Origin of the sequence: Amycolatopsis sp. SB7-3, assembly GCF_041021335.1 — a bacterium.
Lineage (GTDB): Bacteria > Actinomycetota > Actinomycetes > Mycobacteriales > Pseudonocardiaceae > Amycolatopsis > Amycolatopsis japonica.
Window position 1 is genome coordinate 991262 of the sequence record NZ_JBFPJQ010000001.1, and the last position, 18946, is coordinate 1010207.

Here is an 18946-nt window from a genome sequence, read left to right on the forward strand (position 1 = left end):
AAGTACCAAACATCAACCCATCGCGACGAGATGACTAGCCGATCGCCTCGGAGGTCGCCCTGGCCATCTTGAGGGCGTTCTCCTTGCACACCGTCTGGTTCACCGTTCCGGACGGGTCGGGGCCGGTCACGATGATCTCGCCCTCGACGTTGCCCTGGTAGAACTTGATCTGGCACTGGCTCGGCGAATCGAGTTTGGTGTGCACGGCTTTGGTGGACTTCGCCATGCTGGGGATGAGCACCCCGCCGTCGGTGACGGCGTTCTCGACCCCGGCCTTGGCCCATGCCTCCCCGGCGCCCGAACCCGGCTCCTTCGACTTCGACAGGTACATCGAGACGGTCGCGGACGGGGCGTTCGGTTCACGCCAGGAGCAGGACGAACGCGTGTAGGTGATCTCGTCGTTCGACGTGCTCGCCGGTTCCTCGCCCTTCGGCGTTTCGAGCGGCGGCAGGTTCCGCACCTTGCTGCCGATCTTCTCGCAGCCGGGCATCGAGGTGTACTTGTCCGGCGGGCCGCTCTTCTTGGACGAGGTCGGTGAAGCGGTCGACGAAGAGCCGGAGTCGGACAGCAGCAGGAAGGCCGCGACCCCGCCGCCGCCGAGCAGCACCACCGCGCCGAGGATGAGCCCGACGATCAGTCCGGTGTTCGACTTCTTGGGCGGCGGCCCGTATCCGGGCTGCGGGTAGCCGGGGTATCCCTGCGGTGGATACGGCTGCTGAGGTCCCTGCTGGTAGGGCGGTCCGGGCTGCATGCGGAGAGGTTAAAGCCTCACGACGGTCCTTAGTGGACGAATGCCGCAACTGGGCGCCGAATCACCCTCCGGATACGGGAAGGCCCCCTTCCCAGCAGGAGGAAGGGGGCCTTCACGTACTCCAGGGGTGGATCAGACGGTCAACGACCAGCTGTTGAGCGAGCCGGTGTCGATCCGGTACACGTCCTGAACCTTCAGCTTCCACGCGCCGTTCGCGGCCTCGGCCGAGGCGTTCACGGTGTAGGTGGTGTTGATGTTGTCGGACGAGTCGCCACTCGAACCCTTCAGGCGGTACGAGGTGCCGTCGGGCGCGACCAGGTCGATGACCAGGTCACCGACGTAGGTGTGGGTGATGTTCACCGCGACCTTGGTGGTGGCCGAAGCGTTGCGGGCGCAGTTGGCGACCGTGATCGTGCTGGTCACCGCGGCACCGGCGTCGGGGATGGCGACGACGCCGTTGTTGGTCTGCGTGCCACAGGGAGTCGGCTCGGGGCCGGGGCCACCGCCGCTGCCGGTGTTGAGCAGCACGTTCGGCGAACCGGTGCCCGCGTTGGTCACCTTGCCCTTGACGCCGGCGTTGACCAGCGCGTCGCGGACCTGGGCGGGCGTCGCCGACGGGTTGGCGGAGGCGTAGAGGGCCGCCGCGCCCACGACGTGCGGGGTCGCCATCGAGGTGCCGCTGATGGTGTTGGTGCCGTTGTTCAGCCAGGTCGACGTGATGCCGCTGCCCGGCGCGAAGATGTCGAGGCAGGTGCCGATGTTGGAGAAGTCGGACCGGGCGTCGGTGTTGGTGGTCGAACCGACGGTGATCGCCTCGGGCGTACGGGCCGGGGAGCTGTTGCACGCGTTGGCGCCGTAGTCGTTACCGGCCGCGACACCGTAGGTGACACCCGACGCGATCGACCGCTGGACGGCCTGGTCGAGGGTCGTCGAAGCGCCGCCACCGAGGCTCATGTTCGCGACGGCGGGCTTGACGGCGTTGGCGGTCACCCAGTCGACACCGGCGATGACGCCGGCGGTCGTGCCGGAACCGGAGCAGTTCAGCACGCGGACGGCGACGAGCTTGACGCCCTTGGCCAGACCGTGCGCGGTACCGCCGATGGTGCCGGCGACGTGGGTGCCGTGGCCCTGGCAGTCCGTGGCGTCGTTGTCGTTGTCGACGGTGTCACGGCCGTGGGTCGCGCGCCCGCCGAAGTCGGGGTGCGTGGTGAGGATGCCCGTGTCGACGACGTACGCGGTGACGTTCGACGCCGTGGTGCTGTAGCTGTACTTCTGGTCCAGCGGGAGGCTCTGCTGGTCGACCCGGTCCAGGCCCCACGACGGCGGGTTCAGCTGATCCGTCGAGATCGAGACGGTCTGGTTCTGCTCCACGTAAGCGACGGCGGGGTCGGCGGCGACGCGCTTCGCCTGCTTTTCGGTCAGCGCACCGGAGAAGCCGCGGACCGAAGACGCGAAGGTCTTCTCGACCGTGCCGCCGTGGCGCTGGGTCACGCTCTTCGCGGTGGCTTCGACCGACGAGCCGTCCTTCAGCACGACGATGTAGCTGTCCTTGATCGCCTTGGCGCTGCCGGCGTTGACGATCGAACCTTCAGCCGCCGACGCGACGGTGGTGCCGCCGAGCGCGGTCAGCACCGCGACGGCCGCGGCCACACCGAAGGCGGGCAGTCGTCTCTTCAAGGTTCCCAGGGAATTGTTCAAGATATTCCTCCCAGGCAGGGTCGACCCACGGGCATGAAGAAGCCCGCCGGATCGTTGGGGTGAATCAGAGGTGAACCGCGTTCCACTTAGGAGCGCAGGCTGAGACTAAGTCGCGTTTTCACCCCAAGGAAGACCTTGCATTACGGACATCCCGGTAGTAATGGGCGCCGTGCCGACACAGCTCGGGCACCGTTCAGCCCCCGCCTTTAGTCGCGTTTTGCGCCCGTACGGCCCACGAAGAATTGGGGATCCGCACATCTGGTGGTCGTTTTCCCGCCCTCTTGGCGTTTCACGCTCGGGCAAGTACACACGGATGGCCGCCTACTAAAGTCGTGAGGTCGGCTGGCGGAAAACGATTTCCATCCTACCTTCGGATGGAGCACACTCGGGCGCATGCTGCTCCGACAGGAAATCCCGGCCGACCGCGAGGCGATCCACGCCGTGCATCTGGCCGCGTTCGCGAAACTCAGTGTCCCGGTGGTCGAGGCGAAACTCGTCGACGAGCTACGGGAGGACGGCGACCTGATCGGCGCACTGTCCATCGTGGCCGAACGCGACGGGAAGGTCGTCGGGCACGTCTGCTGCAGCCCGTCGAAACTCGGCGGCGACGAGAAGTCGACGGTCGGCCTCGGCCCGCTCGGTGTGCTGCCCGAGTACCACGCGTCCGGCGTCGGCTCCGCGCTCGTGCACGCCGTGCTCGGCGCGGCGGACGCGCTCGGCTACGGCGCGGTGGTCCTGCTGGGCGACCCGAACTACTACTCCCGCTTCGGTTTCGTGCTCGCCGCACAGCACGGGATCACGCCGCCGGTCGCGGAATGGGCGCCGCACTTCCAGGTCCGCACCCTTCGCGCGTACACGCCGGACCTCAAGGGCGAGTTCCGCTACTCCCCCGCGTTCGACCGCCTCTAGCCCCCTCCCGCATTTCGTCCTCTGAATGCGGTAGTTGCACGCGCAAGGACCGCATTCAGAGGACGAAACGCATGCCGGAGGGGTCAGGACGGCGCCAGGAGGTTGTTCCGGCGCAGGAACTCCTCGGCGACGTCGAGCGGGTTGCGCTTCTCCTCGCTGAACTGGACGTTCAGCTCGGTCAGCTGGTCGGTCGTGAGCGCCGCCGAAACCCGGTTCAGCGCGTCGACCTCCTTCGGTGACAACGTCCCCTTCGCCACGAACGGCACGATGTTCTGCGCGGGGAACATGTTCTTGTCGTCCACCAGCGGCACGAACCCGTTGGCGGCGATCGACGACGACGTGCTGAACAGGTCGGCGACCTGGATGTCACCGGATTTCAGCGCCGCGACCGTGACCGGGCCGCCGGTGTCGGTCGTGCGGATCTCGGCGAACTCGCAGCCGTAGAGCGCCTTGATCTTGTCCTTCCAGCGGCTGCTCCACTGGCCGGGGCCGCCGAACACGAGTTCCTTGCACCGCTTGCCGAGATCGGAGAAGGTCCGGATCCCGGAATCGGCGAGTTCCTTGCGCACCACCAACAGGTCCTTGTCCTCCGCGGGCGCCTGTTCGAGGACTTCGTATCCCGACGGCAACTTCTGTTTCAGCTGCGCGTAGACGTCCTCCGGCGTGGTCGCCTGCGTGTCCTTGTCGAAGTAGCGCAACAGGTTCCCGCTGTAGTCCGGCACCACCGAGAGCGATTTGTCCTGCAGTGCCTTGACGACGACCTCGCGGCCGCCGACCGGCGGGCGCACGGTCACGTTCTCCGCGCCCGCGTTGCGCAACGCGCCCGCGTAGATCTGGGCCAGCAGAAGACTTTCCCCGACGTCGGACGCGCCGATGATGATGTCACCGGTCGCACCGCCCTCGGCCCCGCCGGCGAGCGGGTTGCCACAACTCGCTGTCAGCAAAGCGATCCCGGCGAACAGCGCCGCCATCCGCCGCCTCATACCTTCGCCTTCTTCCCGCTCGCGGCCTGCGCCAGCCGAACTCCCTTGGGCACCAGCAACCGCTGGACACCCGCCAGCGCGAGGTCCAGCGCGACGGCGAGCAACGTCGTCAGCAGCGCGCCCGCGACCACCTGCGGATAGTCCAAAATGGCCAGTCCGTCGAGCAGGAACCGGCCGAGCCCGCCGAGCCCGACGTACGCCGCCACGGCGGCCGTCGCCACCAGTTGCAGCACCGAATTCCGCACCCCGCCGAGCACCAGCGGCAGCGAGATGGGCACCTCGACCTTCCACAACCGTTGCCAGCCGGTCATTCCGATGCCCTGCGCCGCGTCGACGACGCCGTGGTCGGTCGCCTGCAGGCCCGCGTACGTCCCGGCGAGGATCGGTGGGACGGCGAGCACCACGAGGCCGATGATCGTCGAGAGCTCGCTTTCGGTGAAGAGCAGGAACAGGAAGGTCACCAGGCCCAGCGTCGGCAGCGCGCGGATCGCGTTGCCGCCGCTCACCAGCAGCACCGCGCCGCGACCGGTGTGCCCGACGTAGAGGCCGAGCGGGATCGCGATGATCAGCGCGAAGACCAGCGCGAGCGCCGTGTAGCCGAGATGCTGCAGCAGCCGGGCGGGGACGCCGTCCGGGCCCTGCCAGTGGGCCGGGTCGCCGAACCAGTTCAGCACGTCGCCGATCATTTCGCCCCCGCCGTGGTCGCCACCCGGTCCCAGGGTGTGAGGAGATCGCGGAGCCGGACCAGGATCAGGTCGACGATCAGCGCGAGCAGCAGCGTCGCGACGATCCCGACGACGATCGGCGAGAAGTACTCGCGCTGGAAGCCGTCGGTGAACAGCACGCCGAGCCCGCCGGTGCCGATCAGCGCGCCGACGCTGACCAGGCTGATGTTGCTGACCGAGGCCACCCGGACGCCCGCCGCGAGCACCGGCACCGAAAGCGGCAGTTCCACGGTGAGGAAACGGCGCGCGGGTTTGTAGCCGATCGCCGTGGCCGCGGCGACGACGTGCGGCGGGACGGCGTCGAGCGCGTCCAGCACCGGGCGCACGAGGAGCGCGGCGGTGTACACGGTGAGCGCCACGATGACGTTGACGCTGTCGAGGATCTTCGAGCCGATGATGCCCGGGATCACCACGAACAAGGCGAGCGACGGGATCGTGTACAGCAGGTTCGACAGGACGAGCAGTACGGAGCACACGGACCGGAACCGGTGGCCGAGCCAGCCCGCCAGCACCGCGATCACCAGGCCCAGCACCAGCGGGACCAGGGAAAGATAGACGTGGTCGAGCAGGTCGCCGAAGAACTGCGACCTGTTGTTGGCGCTGCCCAGGTAGCGGCCGAGCTCCGCGAAGAAGTCCCCCATCAGGAACTCAGCGACGGCGCTTCGATCACTTCGAGGACTTGCCGGGCTCTGACCACGCCGAGGACCTTCTGGTCGGCGTCCACCACGACACCGAGGCTCGCGGGCGACGAAAGCGCCGCGTCGAGCGCGCCCCGGATCGGCGAACCCTGGAGGTACAGCGAACCACCGGCGACGAGATCGGTCTCGGCGAGTTCTCCGTCCACAGTGGACATCGGACGCAGCCAGCCGCGAGGTTGCCCTTCGGCGTTGACCGCGACCTGCCACTCGTCGGACGGACCGGGGACCGGCTTGCCGACCTCCACCCGCTTGACCTCTTCGACGACGATCCCTTCCGCCGAAAGGAAGGAAAGCCCGCGATAGCCTCGATCCTTGCCCACGAACGACGCGACGAAGTCGTCGACGGGGTGCCGCAGCACCTCCGAAGGCGTGCCGTACTGCGCGAGCACGCCGCCGACGCGGAGCACCGCGATCTTGTCGCCGAGCCGCACGGCCTCGTCGATGTCGTGGGTGACGAACACGATCGTCTTGCCGAGTTGCGACTGCAGGCGCAGCAGTTCGTCCTGCAGTTCCTCGCGGACGATCGGGTCGACGGCGGAGAACGGCTCGTCCATCAGCAGCACCGGCGAATCCGCCGCGAGCGCCCGCGCGACCCCGACCCGCTGCTGCTGGCCGCCGGAAAGCTGGGCGGGGTACCGCTTGCCGAGTTCCGACGGCAGGCCGACGGTCTCGAGCAGTTCCGCCGCGCGTTTGCGTGCCTTGCCCTTGTCCCAGCCGGACAGCAGCGGCACGGTGGCGACGTTGTCCAGGACCGTCCTGTGTGGAAAGAGGCCGGCGTGCTGGATGACGTAACCGATGCCGCGGCGCAGCAGCGCCGGATCGCCGTCGCTGACGTCCTTGCCGTCGAGCAGCACCGTGCCCGAAGTCGGCTCGACCATCCGGTTGATCATCCGCAGCGACGTGGTCTTGCCGCAGCCGGACGGCCCGACGAAGACGGTGATGGTGCCGTCCTCCACGGTGAGGTTCAGGTCGTCGACCGCGACCGTCCCGTCCGGATACCGCTTCGTCACGCCACGGAACTCGATAGTCACGTGTCTCTCCCCATGTCTGGTCGAAAAACCGTAGCCCAGATCCTGCCTGTTGGCACGGTGTCCCAGGGGGCGGGTCACTAGGCTGCTGGCCGTGAGTCTCTCCGTCGATGACGTCCTCGCGGCGCACGGTGTCCACGTGCGACCGCTCCATCAGGTGATTTCCCTGCTCCGGACGGATTGGCGTGACCTCGGCGAGCTGGTCCGCGTCAGCACCGCGCCACGCCGGAGTGTCGAAGACGTGCTGAACGCGCTCGGCGACGACCTGGAGCGGAACGAGTCCCGCTTGCGGCTGGCCCCCGCCGCCCGGGAGAAGTACGCGCGCTTCGGGGCACGGGACCGGAAATCCGATCCCGACCTGCTGAAGACCATCACCACCTACGTCGAGAACGTGCCCGCGCCGCTGGCCGCGCTCGATCACGTGCAGGCGACGCCGGAGACGGTGCTGAACCGGGCGCTGTGGCTGGACGAGCGCTACGACCTCGGCACGGCGAAGCTGCTGTTCCTGGGCGACCACGACCTCACTTCGCTGGCCGTGCGCGCTTTGCGGCCGGACGCGGACCTCACCGTCGTCGATCTCGACGACCGCGTGCTCTCCTACATCGACGAACTCAGCGAGCGCTCCATCCGCACGCTGCACACGGATCTGCGCGTCGGCCTGCCGCCCTCGGTGACCGGGCGGATGGACCTCGTGTTCAGTGATCCGCCTTACACCCCCGAGGGAATGGGCCTGTTCGCCGCACGCGGGGTGCAGGCGCTCGCCGAACCCTCGGACGGACGGCTGCTGCTCGCCTACGGCTACAGCCCGCGTCACCCCGCGCTGGGCGCGCAGGTGCAGCGGGCGCTCGCGACGCTCGGGCTGACCTTCGAAGCGATCCTGCCGGACTTCAACCGGTACTTCGGCGCGCAGGCGATCGGGAGCGCGGCGGACCTCTACGTCTGCCAGCCCACCGCGAAGTCGAAGAAGAACCGCGGCGGCAAGGGGAAGGCCGCGATCTACACGCACGGCCCGCAGTCGGTGGAGTCCGCCGGCGCGGCCAAGCCGTCACTGCTGGACAAGCTGCACGAGATCGCCGCCGAGGGCGGGCTGGCGCTGGAGTCGCGGCCGGTCGACTGGTCCGTTTCCGGGCCGGAAGGCGATGCGGTCGCGATGGACCTCTCGGCCGACCCCGGCCCGTGGCTGCTGCGGACCCTGCTCGGCACCAACGCGCGACGGCTGGCGCTGCTGGTCCCGAACTCGCATCCCGATCTGACGAACGCCGAGGCGCAGGGCGCGCTCAACCGGCTGGTCGGGGCGAAGTACAAGCTGCGGTTGCTGCGGAGCACCCCGGACAACCGGCACGCCATCGTCGTCGCGGACGCCGTCGAGCACCAGGACGGACTGCTGACCAGGGCGCACGCGCGGCTGGCGAACGTCTCGCTGGACGTACCGCCGGAGCTGACGGACGCGCGGCTGATCGACCTGCCGCGGCACCGGCTGGCGGAGTTGCTCGGCTGAGCGTGTCAACCCCCAGATGCTAGGAACGGTCCTTTCCTTGCGAAATTTGCAAGGAAAGGACCGTTCCTGGCACTCGAGCGAGCGTGAAAGGGACCGTCACACCACGCCGTCGGCCTCAGCGGCCTTCGCGACCGCGGCGGCCACCTCGGGCGCGACCCGCGGGTCCAGCGGGCTCGGAACGATCCGGTCCGGGCCGAGGTCGTCCTGCGCGACCGCGAAGATCGCGTCGGCCGCCGCCAGCTTCATGTTCTCCGTGATCGCCCGCGCACCGGAGTCCAGCGCGCCGCGGAAGACGCCGGGGAACGCCAGCACGTTGTTGATCTGGTTCGGGAAGTCGCTGCGCCCGGTCGCCACGATCTTGGCGTACCGCGACGCCGCGACCGGGTGCACCTCCGGGTCGGGGTTGGACAGCGCGAACACGATCGCGTCGTCGGCCATCCCGGCCAGCAGGGTCTCGTCGATGGTCGCCCCGGACAGGCCGAGGAAGACGTCGGCGCCCTTCAGCGCCTCGCCGAGGCCGCCACGCAGACCGGCGGTGTTCGTGGTCTCGGCGAGCTTCCGCTTGATCGGGTTCAGGCCCTCGCGACCCTCGTGGATGATGCCGCGCGAGTCGAGCACGGTGACGTCGGCGACGCCGGCGTTCTGCAGGATCCTGGCGCAGGCCACACCCGCCGCGCCCGCTCCCGAGACGACCACGCGCTGGCCTGCGATGTCCTTGCCGAGGACCTGGTTCGCCCCGCGCAGCGCGGCCAGCGTGACGATCGCCGTCCCGTGCTGGTCGTCGTGCATGACCGGGCAGTCGAGGGCCTCCTTGAGCCGGTCCTCCAGCTCGAAGCAGCGCGGCGCCGAGATGTCCTCCAGGTTCACCGCGCCGAACGACGGGCGCAGCCGGACCAGGGTCTCGATGATCTCGTCGACGTCGGTGGTGTCGAGCACCAGCGGGATCGAGTCGAGCCCGCCGAAGGTCTTGAACAGGACCGACTTGCCCTCCATGACCGGCAGCGAAGCGCTCGCGCCGATGTCACCGAGGCCGAGCACCGCCGTACCGTCGCTGACCACCACGACCAGCCTGTCCGCCCACGTGTACCGCTTCGCCTTGGCCGCGTCCTCGGCGATCGCCCGGCTCACCTTCGCCACCCCAGGCGTGTACGCGACCGAAAGGTCACGCGGCGAGGAGATCGGCCGCGTGGCGGCCACGGAGAGCTTGCCGCCCTCGTGCCCCTCGAAGATCTCGGTGTCCGTCACTGGCGTGGTCATCGTGGTGCTTCCCGTCATTGCTTCCGCCGTGTCTAAGGACGGCGAAGTCTCGATTCGAGCGAAGGTCATTGGAATTCTCCTGGGACTGCGAGCGGGGGAACTGGCCGGTGAGCAGGCCAAAGTGGGCATGGCCCGGCCACCTGGGGTAACTCGTCCTCCGACACGGCAGCCCAGCGCGGTAGCGCCGGCCTGTCGGCGAAGCGTCCAATCGGCCATCGGTGCCGTGGGTGTGGCGACGGCCGCGGACGCAGCGGTCACATCATTGTGACAGGCGTGCGGACCAGTGTGCCCCTCTGGTGCGGTTGATGTCACAAAGCGGCCCGGCTTTCCGCAGCTCAGAAGAGTTTTCGCAAGACGTCCGTCCGGTTTGGGAAGCGCTCGTTAGCATTGGGCACATGCAAGCCAGGCGCCTCAGCATCTCCGACTGTTTCGAATTCACCCCGCGGGTTTTCCCCGATCACCGCGGCCTGTTCGTGGCGCCGTTCCAGGAAGAAGCGTTCGTCGAGGCGGTCGGGCACCGGCTTCGCCTCGGGCAGACCAACACCAGCGTGTCGCGACGCGGATCCATCCGCGGCGTGCACTTCGCGGACACCCCGCCCGGGCAGGCGAAATACGTGTACTGCCCGAGCGGTTCGCTGCTGGACGTCATCGTGGACCTCCGGGTCGGCTCGCCGACCTTCGGCGAATGGACGTCCGTCCTGCTCGACAGCACCGAGTACAAGGCGGTCTACATCGCCGAAGGCCTGGGCCACGCCTTCATGGCGCTCGAAGACGAAACGGTCATGGCGTACCTCTGCTCCGAGCCGTACAACCCGGCGGGCGAGCACGGCGTGAACCCGATGGACGCCGATCTCGCCCTGCCCTGGCCCCAGGACATCGACCCCGTGGTGTCCGAAAAGGACACTGCGGCGCCCTACCTGAAAGAGGCCTTGGAGCAGGGATTGCTGCCGAGGTACGACGATTGCGTGGCGTACTACGAGAAGTTGCGGGCGGCGAACTGAGCTAGCGCGCCACGTCCTCGGCCAGCACCCGTTCCACGTTCCGTTCCGCCAGCGCGGTGATCGTGACGAAGGGGTTCACCCCGGTGCTGCCCGGGATCAAGGATCCGTCGGTCACGTAGAGGTTCGAGTAGCCCTTCACGCGGCCGTACGGATCGGTGGCCTCACCCAGCACCAGACCACCCAGCGGGTGATAGGTGAACCGGTTCTCGAACGACCGTGTATCCCCGAACAGGTCACTGCGGTAGATCGTGCGGTTCGCCCGGTTGACCTTGTCGAACAACGACTTCGCCGCGTCGATCGACGGCTTTCCCTGTGAAGCCCGCCAGTGGAGACGCGCGGAGTCGCTCGCGGGATCGTAGGTGAAGTGGCCGCGTTCGGGGTTCTTCGTGATCGCCAGGTACAGGCTCAGCCAGGTCTCGACCCCGGCGGGTACCGGCGCGACCTCGGCGAAGACCGGGTTCTCCGGGTCGTCCCACGCGTCGATGCCGAGCGCGGGCATACCCGACTGCAGCGATCCGCCGAGATCCCACGCGTGGTTGGCGCGGCCCAGCATCACGTTGCCGTTGGTGCCCCAGCCGCGCCCGACCGCGTCGTTCAGTTCCGGCAGCGTCCCGGTTTCCCGTGCCCGCACGAGCAGTTCCGTCGAACCGAGGCTGCCGGCGCCGAGGAACAGGTATTTCGCGCCGAGTTGTTTCCTCGCCACGATCGCGCCGTCTTCGGAGGTCTCGTGCACGGTGAGGACGTAGGTGCCGTCGGTCTGCCGGGTGATCCCGCGGACCTCGTGCAGCGTCTTGATGGTCACCTTCCCGGTGCCCAGCGCGGCCGCGAGGTAGGTCTTGTCGAGGGACCGTTTGCCGTGGTTGTTGCCGTAGATGACCTCGGAGGCGAGCGCGGACCTCGGCACCTCGCCCGCTTCTTCCCGCTTCATGTACTCGAAGTCGTAAACGCTGGGCACGAACACCGTCTTGAGTCCCGCGCGCGTCGCGGCCTTCCGGGACACCCTCGCGTACCGATAGGAACGGCAGGTTTCGAACCAGCGCGGGTCGATGTGGTTCACGCCGAGGGTCCGGTTGGCCCGGGGGAAGTACGTCCCGTACATCTCGTCCGCGTCGACGGCGGGCAGGATCTCCTCGAAGTACGACCGCTTCGGCGTGACGGCCATCGCGCCGTTGACCAGCGAACCGCCGCCGACGCCGCGGCCGACGTAGACGGACATGTCGCCGTGGCTCACCCGGTCGAGGACGCCGGGGTACCGCCCGATGTCCCGGTTCGCCAGGTCCATCCAGAGGAACGACGCGAGCGGCGCCTGCGTGCGGTTCTTGAACCACGCGGCCCGGCGATCCGGCCGGAGCATGTCGCAGAAGACCTTGCCGTCCGGCCCGGGGTCGGCCCACAGTTTGCCCATTTCGAGCATGACCGTGGGGATCCCGGCCTCACCGAGGCGGAGCGCGGTGACCGAGGCGCCGTAGCCGGTGCCGATCACCACGGCCGTCGAGAAGCCCGGGGACGCTTCTTCGGCCTGCGCGGTGGAAATCGTGGTCAGCCCGAGGGCGGCGGCGGAGTTGAGCGCGGTGTACCCGAGGAACTTGCGGCGCGACAGTGGGGACATGCGCCGATGATCGCCCGCTGTTCGAGCCGCCTTCAAGGGCGAATCCGAAGCAGATTCGCGTCAGCTGGGTAAACACCGTTTATTTTCACTCGAACGTGGCGATTCAGGGGTCCCTTGGGTGGCTTCCCCGATGTGACTCGGACCGGCACAGACCACTCTTTCGAGTCATGAGACGCCTTCTCGCCGCGACCGCGGCCGCACTGTCCGCAGCCGCCCTCTTCGCCTTCCCCGGCCACGCGTCCGCCGCGGAGTTGCCGAATTTCGACTTCTCCGCCTGCCCCGCTCCGCCCGCCAACGCCGACCCCGGCACGTGGCGGTGCGAAGCCTTTGTCTCCCAAGGAGTCCTGACCATCGGCGACCGGGAGATCCCGATCGGGGAGATGCGGCTGACGTTCTCCGAAGGCGAGGTGGACGGGAAGTTCGCGCAGGTGTTCGGCGAACTACGGCACGCTCCGGCCCGGATCCGCGGCGCTTTCGGCACGACCCTGCAGCTGAAGTACGGCGGCTACTCCGACTTCCTGTCGAACGACGAGCGCCGCGGCGAGCTCGATCTCTACGCCGTCCTGCGGCATCCCTTGCTGCCCAAGGAATGCACGATCGGCACCCTTGAAGCGCCGCTGCACTCGGTGGTCAAGGACGATCCCGCCGTCCCCTTCGAGGTGGTCTCGCAGAACCCGAAGACGGTGAAGTTCGGCGTCGTCGACTCGCAGCTCGCCCTGCCGGGCACCACCGGCTGCGGCCCGCTGACGCGAGCGGCCGACGAGGTCCTCGGCCTCCCGTCTGCGAGCGGTAAGAACACCTTCAAGCAGGTGACCTACGTGCAGTTCAAACCCCTCTGACCACCCGCATTTAGTCCTCTGAATGCGGTAGTTGCACGCGCAAGGATCGCATTCAGAGGACTAAACGCATGAGGCGACCGGAGTCTTACTTCTTCTTGGTCACCCAGATGGTGATGGTCGCGGTCACGACGGGTTTCCCGTTCGTGTCCGTGATCGTCACCGGCACGGGAAGCTCGAAACCCTCGTCGCCGAATTCCGGCAACTCCGGGAGCTCGGCGACGGCGCGAAGGCTCGTCTCGGCCTTCGCCACGTACGCGACCGTCATGCCCTTCGGCAGCCAGCGATGCGTCGTAGGCACGGTCGCCTCGGCGAGCATGCCCATCGCGATTTCCGCGAGGTTGCAGGCCGCGATCGCGTGAAAAGTCTTGATGTGGTTGTAAACACCCCACCACTTCGGGGACGTCACCTCGCACCGGCCGGGACGCAGCTCGCGCACCGACGGGAGCACCGTCCGGAAGTACGGCACACGCAGGCACATCGCCGCCGAGAACAGCTGTTTGCCGACCGGCTTGCCCGCCAGCCGGTTCCACATCGCGTAGGTCGGATTCTGCGCCATCACGGTCTCCTCACCATGTTACTCGCCAGTAGCATAACCGGACGGCAGGCTATATTCGCAACGTGGCACATCGGCTCTTCCTCCTCCGGCACGGTCAGACCGAGTGGTCCGTCAACGGACGGCACACCGGACGCACCGACATCCCGCTCACGGCCGCCGGCGAGGGGCAGGCCCGCGCGGCGGGCGGCACCCTGCGCGCGGTACTCGGCGGCAGCCCGGCGCTCGTCCTCTCCAGCCCCCGCACCCGTGCGCTGCGCACGGCCGAACTGGCCGGACTGCGCGTCGACGAGGTCACCGAAGAGCTGTCCGAATGGGACTACGGCGACTACGAGGGCGTCACGACCCCGGTGATCCGCGAGACCGTCCCCGGCTGGACGGTCTGGTCACACCCGATCCCCGGCGGCGAAAGCGCGGAAGACGTCAACGCCCGCGCCGACAAGCTGATCGACCGGATCCGCGAGCCGCTCGGCAGGGGTGACGTGATCCTGGTCGGTCACGGACATTTCAGCCGCGTCCTGGTCGCGCGCTGGATCGGCCTCCCGTCGACGGCGGGTGTCCACTTCGGACTCGACCCGGCCGGTGTCGCGGTGCTCGGCGACGAACGCGGCGAGCCGCAGATCGAACACCTCAACCTGCTCCCCACCACAGAGGACTGAAAATGGACGACCGCATCCGGCGTATCCGCGAAGAAGACGTGGACGCCGTCGTCCAACTCGTCTACGACCTCGCCGAGTTCGAACGCGCCCCGGACGAATGCCACCTCACGCCCGAGCAGCTGCGCGTCGCGCTGTTCGGCGAGGCGCCGGGCCTGTTCGGGCACGTCGCCGAGGTCGACGGCGAGATCGTCGGCTACGCGCTCTGGTTCCTCAACTTCTCCACCTGGCGCGGTGTGCACGGCATCTACCTGGAGGACCTCTACGTCCGCCCCGAGCAGCGCGGCTCCGGCCTCGGCAAGGCGCTCCTGGCCACCCTCGCGGCGGTCTGCGTCGAGCGCGGCTACGCCCGTCTCGAATGGTCGGTGCTCAACTGGAACCCGGCACAGGGGTTCTACAAGTCGCTCGGCGCGGTGCCGATGGACGAATGGACCGTCGACCGCCTCACCGACGAACCCCTGAAGGCACTCGCCGCCCAGGTCTAGCCAAGGCGTGACTCGCGTGATCAGACACGTAACTCGCGTGTCTGGAGGCCGCACTCGAAGGTACGGCCTCGATCACGCGAGTTACGTCCCCAATCACGCGAAATCCGCCTCTGATCACGCGAGTGCGGCGTCAGGAGTCGCGTTCCTCGCGTTCACGACGCGCCGCACGGCCCGCGGCGCCGTCCCGCTCCGCGGCCTCTTCCTCGGTCTCGCCTTCCTGCATCCCGAGCGCCCACGCGCGCGAAGGGCGGCGGAACAGCAGCACGATGACGGCGACGCCGACCAGCCCCAGCGGCACACCCCATAACGGCTGCCCGGACGGCCCCGCGCCGTACCAGCCGACGCCCACCAGGATCAGCGCGACGACCACGCCGGGCGACCTCGCCCACGTCTTCCCCATCATCAGCCCGGCCGCGCAGGCCAGCGTCCCGGCCGCGAGGACGAGGTAGTAGGCGACTTCGGCCAGGAGGTTCTCGGGCCCGGCCCGGCCGTTGACCAGGAGCAGGATCGCGAACACGATCAGGGCGAGCCCCGGCAGCGCGGTGACGGCGCCGGCGAGGCGGACTTCACGGGGCGCGGGCGAGAGCTTGTCGGCGATGGACACGGCGAAACAGCCTTCCAGGCTTCCGGACACGGCGCCCCACCAGGGCGGGTCACCGTACGTGAGCACTTTCGATCGTATGCCACCCGGTCGGCCGGTTTCCCCTCGCCGCCGCATGGGAAGAATTGGAAGCGTCGTCGATGAGCGGGCGGTCGGCCCGGGTGCACTTGTCACGACGCGCGATAGCCGCCGGCGATGAGGAGGAACGCCCGCCACAGGGGTCATACGGTGCTGCTTCGAGGACGCACGGCCACTGAGCTTCGCGTCACCTGACGCTCCCCTCTTCGGGCCGAAGTCACTTACCCTGCGGTATGTGCGTGCCATCCTCGTCGTGAATCCCCAGGCCACCTCGACCACCGCCGGTGGCCGTGACGTGCTGGCGCACGCACTGGCCAGCCAGGTCAAACTCGACGTGGTGGAGACCGACTACCGCGGCCACGCGATGGCCGTGGCGCGGTCCGCCGCCCGCGACGGGATCGACCTGGTGGTCGCCCACGGCGGCGACGGCACGGTCAACGAGGTGGTCAACGGTCTCCTCGCGGACGCCGACGGCGATCCGGCGAAGGTCGGCGACGTCCCCATGCTCGGTGTCGTACCGGGCGGCTCGGCGAACGTCTTCGCCCGCGCGCTCGGGATCGCGCACGATCCCGTCGAAGCGACCCATCAGCTCCTCAACGCCATCGAGAACGACCGAAGCCGCAAAGTCGGCCTCGGGATCGCCGACGGCCACTGGTTCACCTTCAACGCCGGCCTGGGCTGGGACGCCGACGTCGTCGGCCGTGTGGCCAAGCGCCGGGGCAAGCAGACCACCGCGGGGCTCTATCTGAGGGCCGCTGTGGCGTCGCATCTGCGGCCTCCGCTCGGTCGTCCGCCCCTCACGGTCCGCATCCCGGGCGAAGAGCCCACCGAAGTGCTGACCGCTTTCGTGTCGAACACCGATCCGTGGAGCTACCTGGGCGACCGTCCCGTCCACCTGAACCCGGACAGCTCGTTCGACACCGGACTGGGCCTTTTCGCGTTGAGCGGTCTGGGATTGCCCACCGTGTTCAAGCATGTACGGCAGGCATTGCTCACGAAGAGCGACCAACGCGGACGACGTCTCCTTCGTCACGATGACCTGCCGATGATCCGCATTGACGCTGCTGAACCGGTAAACTTCCAGGTGGACGGCGACCTCGTCGGCCAGCGGAAGAGGGTGGAGTTCTTCAGCGTCCCGGAAGCACTGACGGTAATCGTCTGACGACCGGACCGCTGATCGCCTGCGGCAAAGTACGAACTGCCGCTCATCGACGCAGAACCTCCGCTCACCGCATCGGCCTTCCCATCGGAAGGCTGTTTCGGAACGAAACCGCAGGTCAGAAGCGTCGCTCGGCCGGGTGAGCTGACTCACCGATCTTCAGAAAACCCTTGTCGAAACGGGTGCTTCGTGAAAGCATTCACAAGCACCCAAAAAAACGACCGCCATGACGACTATGGCGCGGAGTACCGCGCCGTTATGAAGGAGCTCAGAAACATGGACTGGCGCCACGACGCGGCCTGCCGAGACGAGGACCCCGAGCTGTTCTTCCCGGTGGGAACCAGCGGTCCTGCTCTGTCGCAGGTAGCGCAGGCGAAGGCCGTGTGCCACCGCTGCACCGTCGCTTCCGACTGCTTGGCCTGGGCATTGGCCAGCGGGCAGGACGCAGGCGTCTGGGGCGGGATGAGCGAGGACGAGCGACGGGCCCTGAAGCGCCGTCGTACGCACATCGGCACGCGTACCTCCGCCTGAGTTTTTCAACTCACGCACGCTTCATCGCATCACCGAAAACTGAGTGACAACCCCAAGCCTCGGGTAATCCCGCGGTGCAGTGGCGCTATGGCCCTGCGTCGCGAGGTGACACCTACCCGACTTGAGCTTAACAAGCGAGGCCGACACGCCCCCGAGGGGGTGTGGCTTCAGCGGACTTTTCACAAGTCCTCCCGCGGAACCGTTACAGGGTCGGCGCCACTTCTCTTCGGGCGCCGGCCCTAAAACGTGTCCGGGTGAGACTGTCCATTGAGGACGATCAAACGCGACAGTCCACTACAGACGTCGCGACAGCGGGATGCGCAAGGCGGCTTCGGTGCCCAGCCTGCGTCCGCCTGTCTCTTCGGAATCCCCGCGCAATCCCCGGATCGACAGCGATCCGCGCAGTTCCGACTCCACGAGGGTCCGCACGATCTGGAGCCCGAGGCCGTCGCTGCGCTCCAGCGAGAACCCCGAAGGCAGCCCGCGCCCGTTGTCGCGGATGACGACGTCGAGCCAGCGCGCCGAGCGTTCCACCACGAGTTCGACCTTGCCCGGTCGTCCGTCGGGGAAGGCGTGCTCGATGGCGTTCTGGACCAGCTCGGCCAGCACCATCACCAACGGCGTCGCGATCTCGGCGACGACGACACCGAACGAACCCGTGCGCGAAAGCCCGACCTGCGATTCGGCCGTCGCGACCTCGCCGACCATCGGGAGGACGTTGTCGAGCAGCTTGTCGAGATCGACCCGCTCGTCCACCGAGATGGACAACGCCTCGTGCACCATCGCGATCGACGAGACCCGGCGCACGGATTCGCCGAGCGCGAGCCGCGCCTCCTCGCTGGAGGTCCGGCGCGACTGGAGCCGCAGCAACGCGGCGACGGTCTGCAGGTTGTTCTTCACCCGGTGGTGGATCTCACGGATCGTCGCGTCCTTCGAAAGGAGGGCGCGGTCACGGCGCTTGACCTCGGTGACGTCGCGCACCAGGACCAGCGCGCCCGCGGGCTGCCCGGCGGGCCGCAGCGGCAGCGCACGGAACAGCACGACGGCGCCGCGCCGGGAATCCGCCTCCGTCCGGCTGCTGGGCTTGCCGTCGAGCGCCTCGATGATCCGGTGCGACACCTCGGTCGCGTCGAACGGGTCACGGATGAGCGACCTGGTCAGCGGCGCGAGGCGCTGGCCGACGAGATCCGATTCGTGCCCCATCCGGTGATAGGCCGACAACCCGTTCGGGCTGGCGAAGACCACGGTGCCGGTCGGGTCGAGGCGGATGAGGCCGTCGCCGACCCGCGGGCTGGTGTGGGTGTCCGTCTGGTTCCCCGGGCTGGGGAAGGTGCCGTCGACGATCATCTGGCACAGGTCGCCCGCACTCCCGAGATAGGCGATCTCGAGCGGGCTCGGCACCCGCGACGCGGCCAGGTTGGTCTCGCGGCTGAGCACGGCGATCACCGTGCCGCCGAACACCACCGGGATGGCCTCCCGCCGCATCGGCAGGTCGCGGTACCAATGTGGGTCCTCTTCGCGGCAGATCCGCACCTCGCGGCTCGCCTTGGCCAGCTGCGGATGCTCGTCCTCGGTGAACCGGGAGCCGACGACGTCCTCCGGATGGGCCGTCGGCGCCGTCGTCGGTCGCGCGTGCGCGACGCACACGAAGTCGCCGCCGTCGGGCTGCAGCTCCTCCGACACGGCGACCCAGAGCAGGAAGTCGGCGAAGGACAGGTCGGCCAGCAGCTGCCATTCGGCGACCACGGTCTGGAGATGGTCCGCGGCTTGACCGGACAGGCCGGTGTTCTCCGCGAGGAGATCGGAAAGGGTGGACACGTCCCCATCCAAGCAGGGTGAGGGCCGCATGACACACTGGAGAGGTTGACCCTGGCCCAGCGGTGTCGT

At 68.2% G+C, this 18946-nt stretch carries 19 protein-coding genes; 8 read left to right on the top strand and 11 right to left on the bottom strand.

What is annotated here, in order from left to right; genetic code table 11:
- Nucleotides 1-34: 34 nt before the first annotated feature.
- A complete protein-coding gene (locus AB8M46_RS04795; RefSeq protein ID WP_037341100.1) occupies nucleotides 35-751 on the bottom strand; it encodes a hypothetical protein in 717 nt (238 codons plus the stop codon).
- A gap of 132 nt (nucleotides 752-883) precedes the next feature.
- Nucleotides 884-2449: a S8 family peptidase gene (locus tag AB8M46_RS04800; protein WP_052120764.1), complete on the bottom strand. Its 1566-nt coding sequence runs from the start codon at nucleotides 2447-2449 to the stop codon at nucleotides 884-886.
- Nucleotides 2450-2842: 393 nt separating this feature from the next.
- Here AB8M46_RS04800 and AB8M46_RS04805 point away from each other — a divergent pair, with 393 nt between their 5' ends.
- The gene (locus tag AB8M46_RS04805; RefSeq protein WP_037341096.1) at nucleotides 2843-3358 is read left to right on the top strand and encodes a GNAT family N-acetyltransferase; all 516 of its coding nucleotides are present in this window, start codon (nucleotides 2843-2845) and stop codon (nucleotides 3356-3358) included.
- An 83-nt stretch (nucleotides 3359-3441) separates the two neighbouring features.
- On the opposite strand, the gene AB8M46_RS04810 is transcribed toward AB8M46_RS04805, so the two are convergent.
- Genes AB8M46_RS04810 through AB8M46_RS04825 form a run of 4 tightly spaced genes read right to left on the bottom strand, consistent with a single transcriptional unit; the run spans nucleotide 3442 to nucleotide 6795 of the window.
- On the bottom strand, nucleotides 3442-4329 hold the full coding sequence (locus tag AB8M46_RS04810; RefSeq protein ID WP_370323860.1) for an ABC transporter substrate-binding protein: 888 nt from the start codon (nucleotides 4327-4329) through the stop codon (nucleotides 3442-3444).
- Nucleotides 4330-4337: 8 nt separating this feature from the next.
- Complete coding sequence (locus AB8M46_RS04815; protein WP_037341090.1) at nucleotides 4338-5027, bottom strand: ABC transporter permease; 690 nt, start codon at nucleotides 5025-5027, stop codon at nucleotides 4338-4340.
- Nucleotides 5024-5707 (bottom strand): ABC transporter permease, encoded by a 684-nt coding sequence (locus AB8M46_RS04820; protein WP_037341087.1) that lies wholly within the window; start codon nucleotides 5705-5707, stop codon nucleotides 5024-5026. The genes AB8M46_RS04815 and AB8M46_RS04820 overlap by 4 nt, the downstream gene beginning before the upstream one ends.
- The gene (locus AB8M46_RS04825) at nucleotides 5707-6795 is read right to left on the bottom strand and encodes an ABC transporter ATP-binding protein (protein WP_394359653.1); all 1089 of its coding nucleotides are present in this window, start codon (nucleotides 6793-6795) and stop codon (nucleotides 5707-5709) included. The genes AB8M46_RS04820 and AB8M46_RS04825 overlap by 1 nt, the downstream gene beginning before the upstream one ends.
- Before the next feature lie 91 nt (nucleotides 6796-6886).
- On the opposite strand from AB8M46_RS04825, the gene AB8M46_RS04830 reads away from it, so the two are divergent.
- On the top strand, nucleotides 6887-8290 hold the full coding sequence (locus AB8M46_RS04830; RefSeq protein WP_394359654.1) for a bis-aminopropyl spermidine synthase family protein: 1404 nt from the start codon (nucleotides 6887-6889) through the stop codon (nucleotides 8288-8290).
- Between the two features lie 96 nt (nucleotides 8291-8386).
- On the opposite strand, the gene AB8M46_RS04835 is transcribed toward AB8M46_RS04830, so the two are convergent.
- Complete coding sequence (locus AB8M46_RS04835) at nucleotides 8387-9547, bottom strand: NADP-dependent malic enzyme (RefSeq protein ID WP_228694861.1); 1161 nt, start codon at nucleotides 9545-9547, stop codon at nucleotides 8387-8389.
- Between the two features lie 395 nt (nucleotides 9548-9942).
- Between AB8M46_RS04835 and AB8M46_RS04840 the strand changes: the two genes are divergently transcribed.
- The gene (locus AB8M46_RS04840) at nucleotides 9943-10548 is read left to right on the top strand and encodes a dTDP-4-dehydrorhamnose 3,5-epimerase family protein (RefSeq protein ID WP_037341079.1); all 606 of its coding nucleotides are present in this window, start codon (nucleotides 9943-9945) and stop codon (nucleotides 10546-10548) included.
- A 1-nt stretch (nucleotide 10549) separates the two neighbouring features.
- Here the strand turns inward: AB8M46_RS04840 and AB8M46_RS04845 are convergent, their stop codons facing one another.
- A complete protein-coding gene (locus tag AB8M46_RS04845; protein ID WP_394359655.1) occupies nucleotides 10550-12157 on the bottom strand; it encodes a GMC oxidoreductase in 1608 nt (535 codons plus the stop codon).
- Nucleotides 12158-12324: 167 nt separating this feature from the next.
- Here AB8M46_RS04845 and AB8M46_RS04850 point away from each other — a divergent pair, with 167 nt between their 5' ends.
- Nucleotides 12325-12996: a hypothetical protein gene (locus AB8M46_RS04850; protein WP_394359656.1), complete on the top strand. Its 672-nt coding sequence runs from the start codon at nucleotides 12325-12327 to the stop codon at nucleotides 12994-12996.
- Between the two features lie 85 nt (nucleotides 12997-13081).
- Here the strand turns inward: AB8M46_RS04850 and AB8M46_RS04855 are convergent, their stop codons facing one another.
- Nucleotides 13082-13552 (bottom strand): hotdog fold domain-containing protein, encoded by a 471-nt coding sequence (locus AB8M46_RS04855; protein WP_037341070.1) that lies wholly within the window; start codon nucleotides 13550-13552, stop codon nucleotides 13082-13084.
- Nucleotides 13553-13614: 62 nt separating this feature from the next.
- Here AB8M46_RS04855 and AB8M46_RS04860 point away from each other — a divergent pair, with 62 nt between their 5' ends.
- The gene (locus AB8M46_RS04860) at nucleotides 13615-14208 is read left to right on the top strand and encodes an acid phosphatase (RefSeq protein ID WP_350574447.1); all 594 of its coding nucleotides are present in this window, start codon (nucleotides 13615-13617) and stop codon (nucleotides 14206-14208) included.
- A 2-nt stretch (nucleotides 14209-14210) separates the two neighbouring features.
- Nucleotides 14211-14690, top strand: coding sequence for a GNAT family N-acetyltransferase (locus AB8M46_RS04865; protein ID WP_037341065.1), 480 nt, complete (start codon nucleotides 14211-14213; stop codon nucleotides 14688-14690).
- A gap of 130 nt (nucleotides 14691-14820) precedes the next feature.
- Here the strand turns inward: AB8M46_RS04865 and AB8M46_RS04870 are convergent, their stop codons facing one another.
- Nucleotides 14821-15360 (bottom strand): hypothetical protein, encoded by a 540-nt coding sequence (locus AB8M46_RS04870; protein WP_016337065.1) that lies wholly within the window; start codon nucleotides 15358-15360, stop codon nucleotides 14821-14823.
- 244 nt (nucleotides 15361-15604) lie between these two features.
- Between AB8M46_RS04870 and AB8M46_RS04875 the strand changes: the two genes are divergently transcribed.
- Both AB8M46_RS04875 and AB8M46_RS04880 read left to right on the top strand, forming a co-directional pair.
- The gene (locus AB8M46_RS04875; protein ID WP_350574451.1) at nucleotides 15605-16531 is read left to right on the top strand and encodes a diacylglycerol kinase family protein; all 927 of its coding nucleotides are present in this window, start codon (nucleotides 15605-15607) and stop codon (nucleotides 16529-16531) included.
- 273 nt (nucleotides 16532-16804) lie between these two features.
- Nucleotides 16805-17059 carry a WhiB family transcriptional regulator gene (locus AB8M46_RS04880; RefSeq protein WP_007028999.1) on the top strand — a complete coding sequence of 85 codons (255 nt, stop codon included), beginning with the start codon at nucleotides 16805-16807 and terminating at the stop codon, nucleotides 17057-17059.
- A gap of 294 nt (nucleotides 17060-17353) precedes the next feature.
- Here the strand turns inward: AB8M46_RS04880 and AB8M46_RS04885 are convergent, their stop codons facing one another.
- Nucleotides 17354-18877 carry a sensor histidine kinase gene (locus tag AB8M46_RS04885; RefSeq protein ID WP_037341059.1) on the bottom strand — a complete coding sequence of 508 codons (1524 nt, stop codon included), beginning with the start codon at nucleotides 18875-18877 and terminating at the stop codon, nucleotides 17354-17356.
- Nucleotides 18878-18946 lie beyond the last annotated feature (69 nt).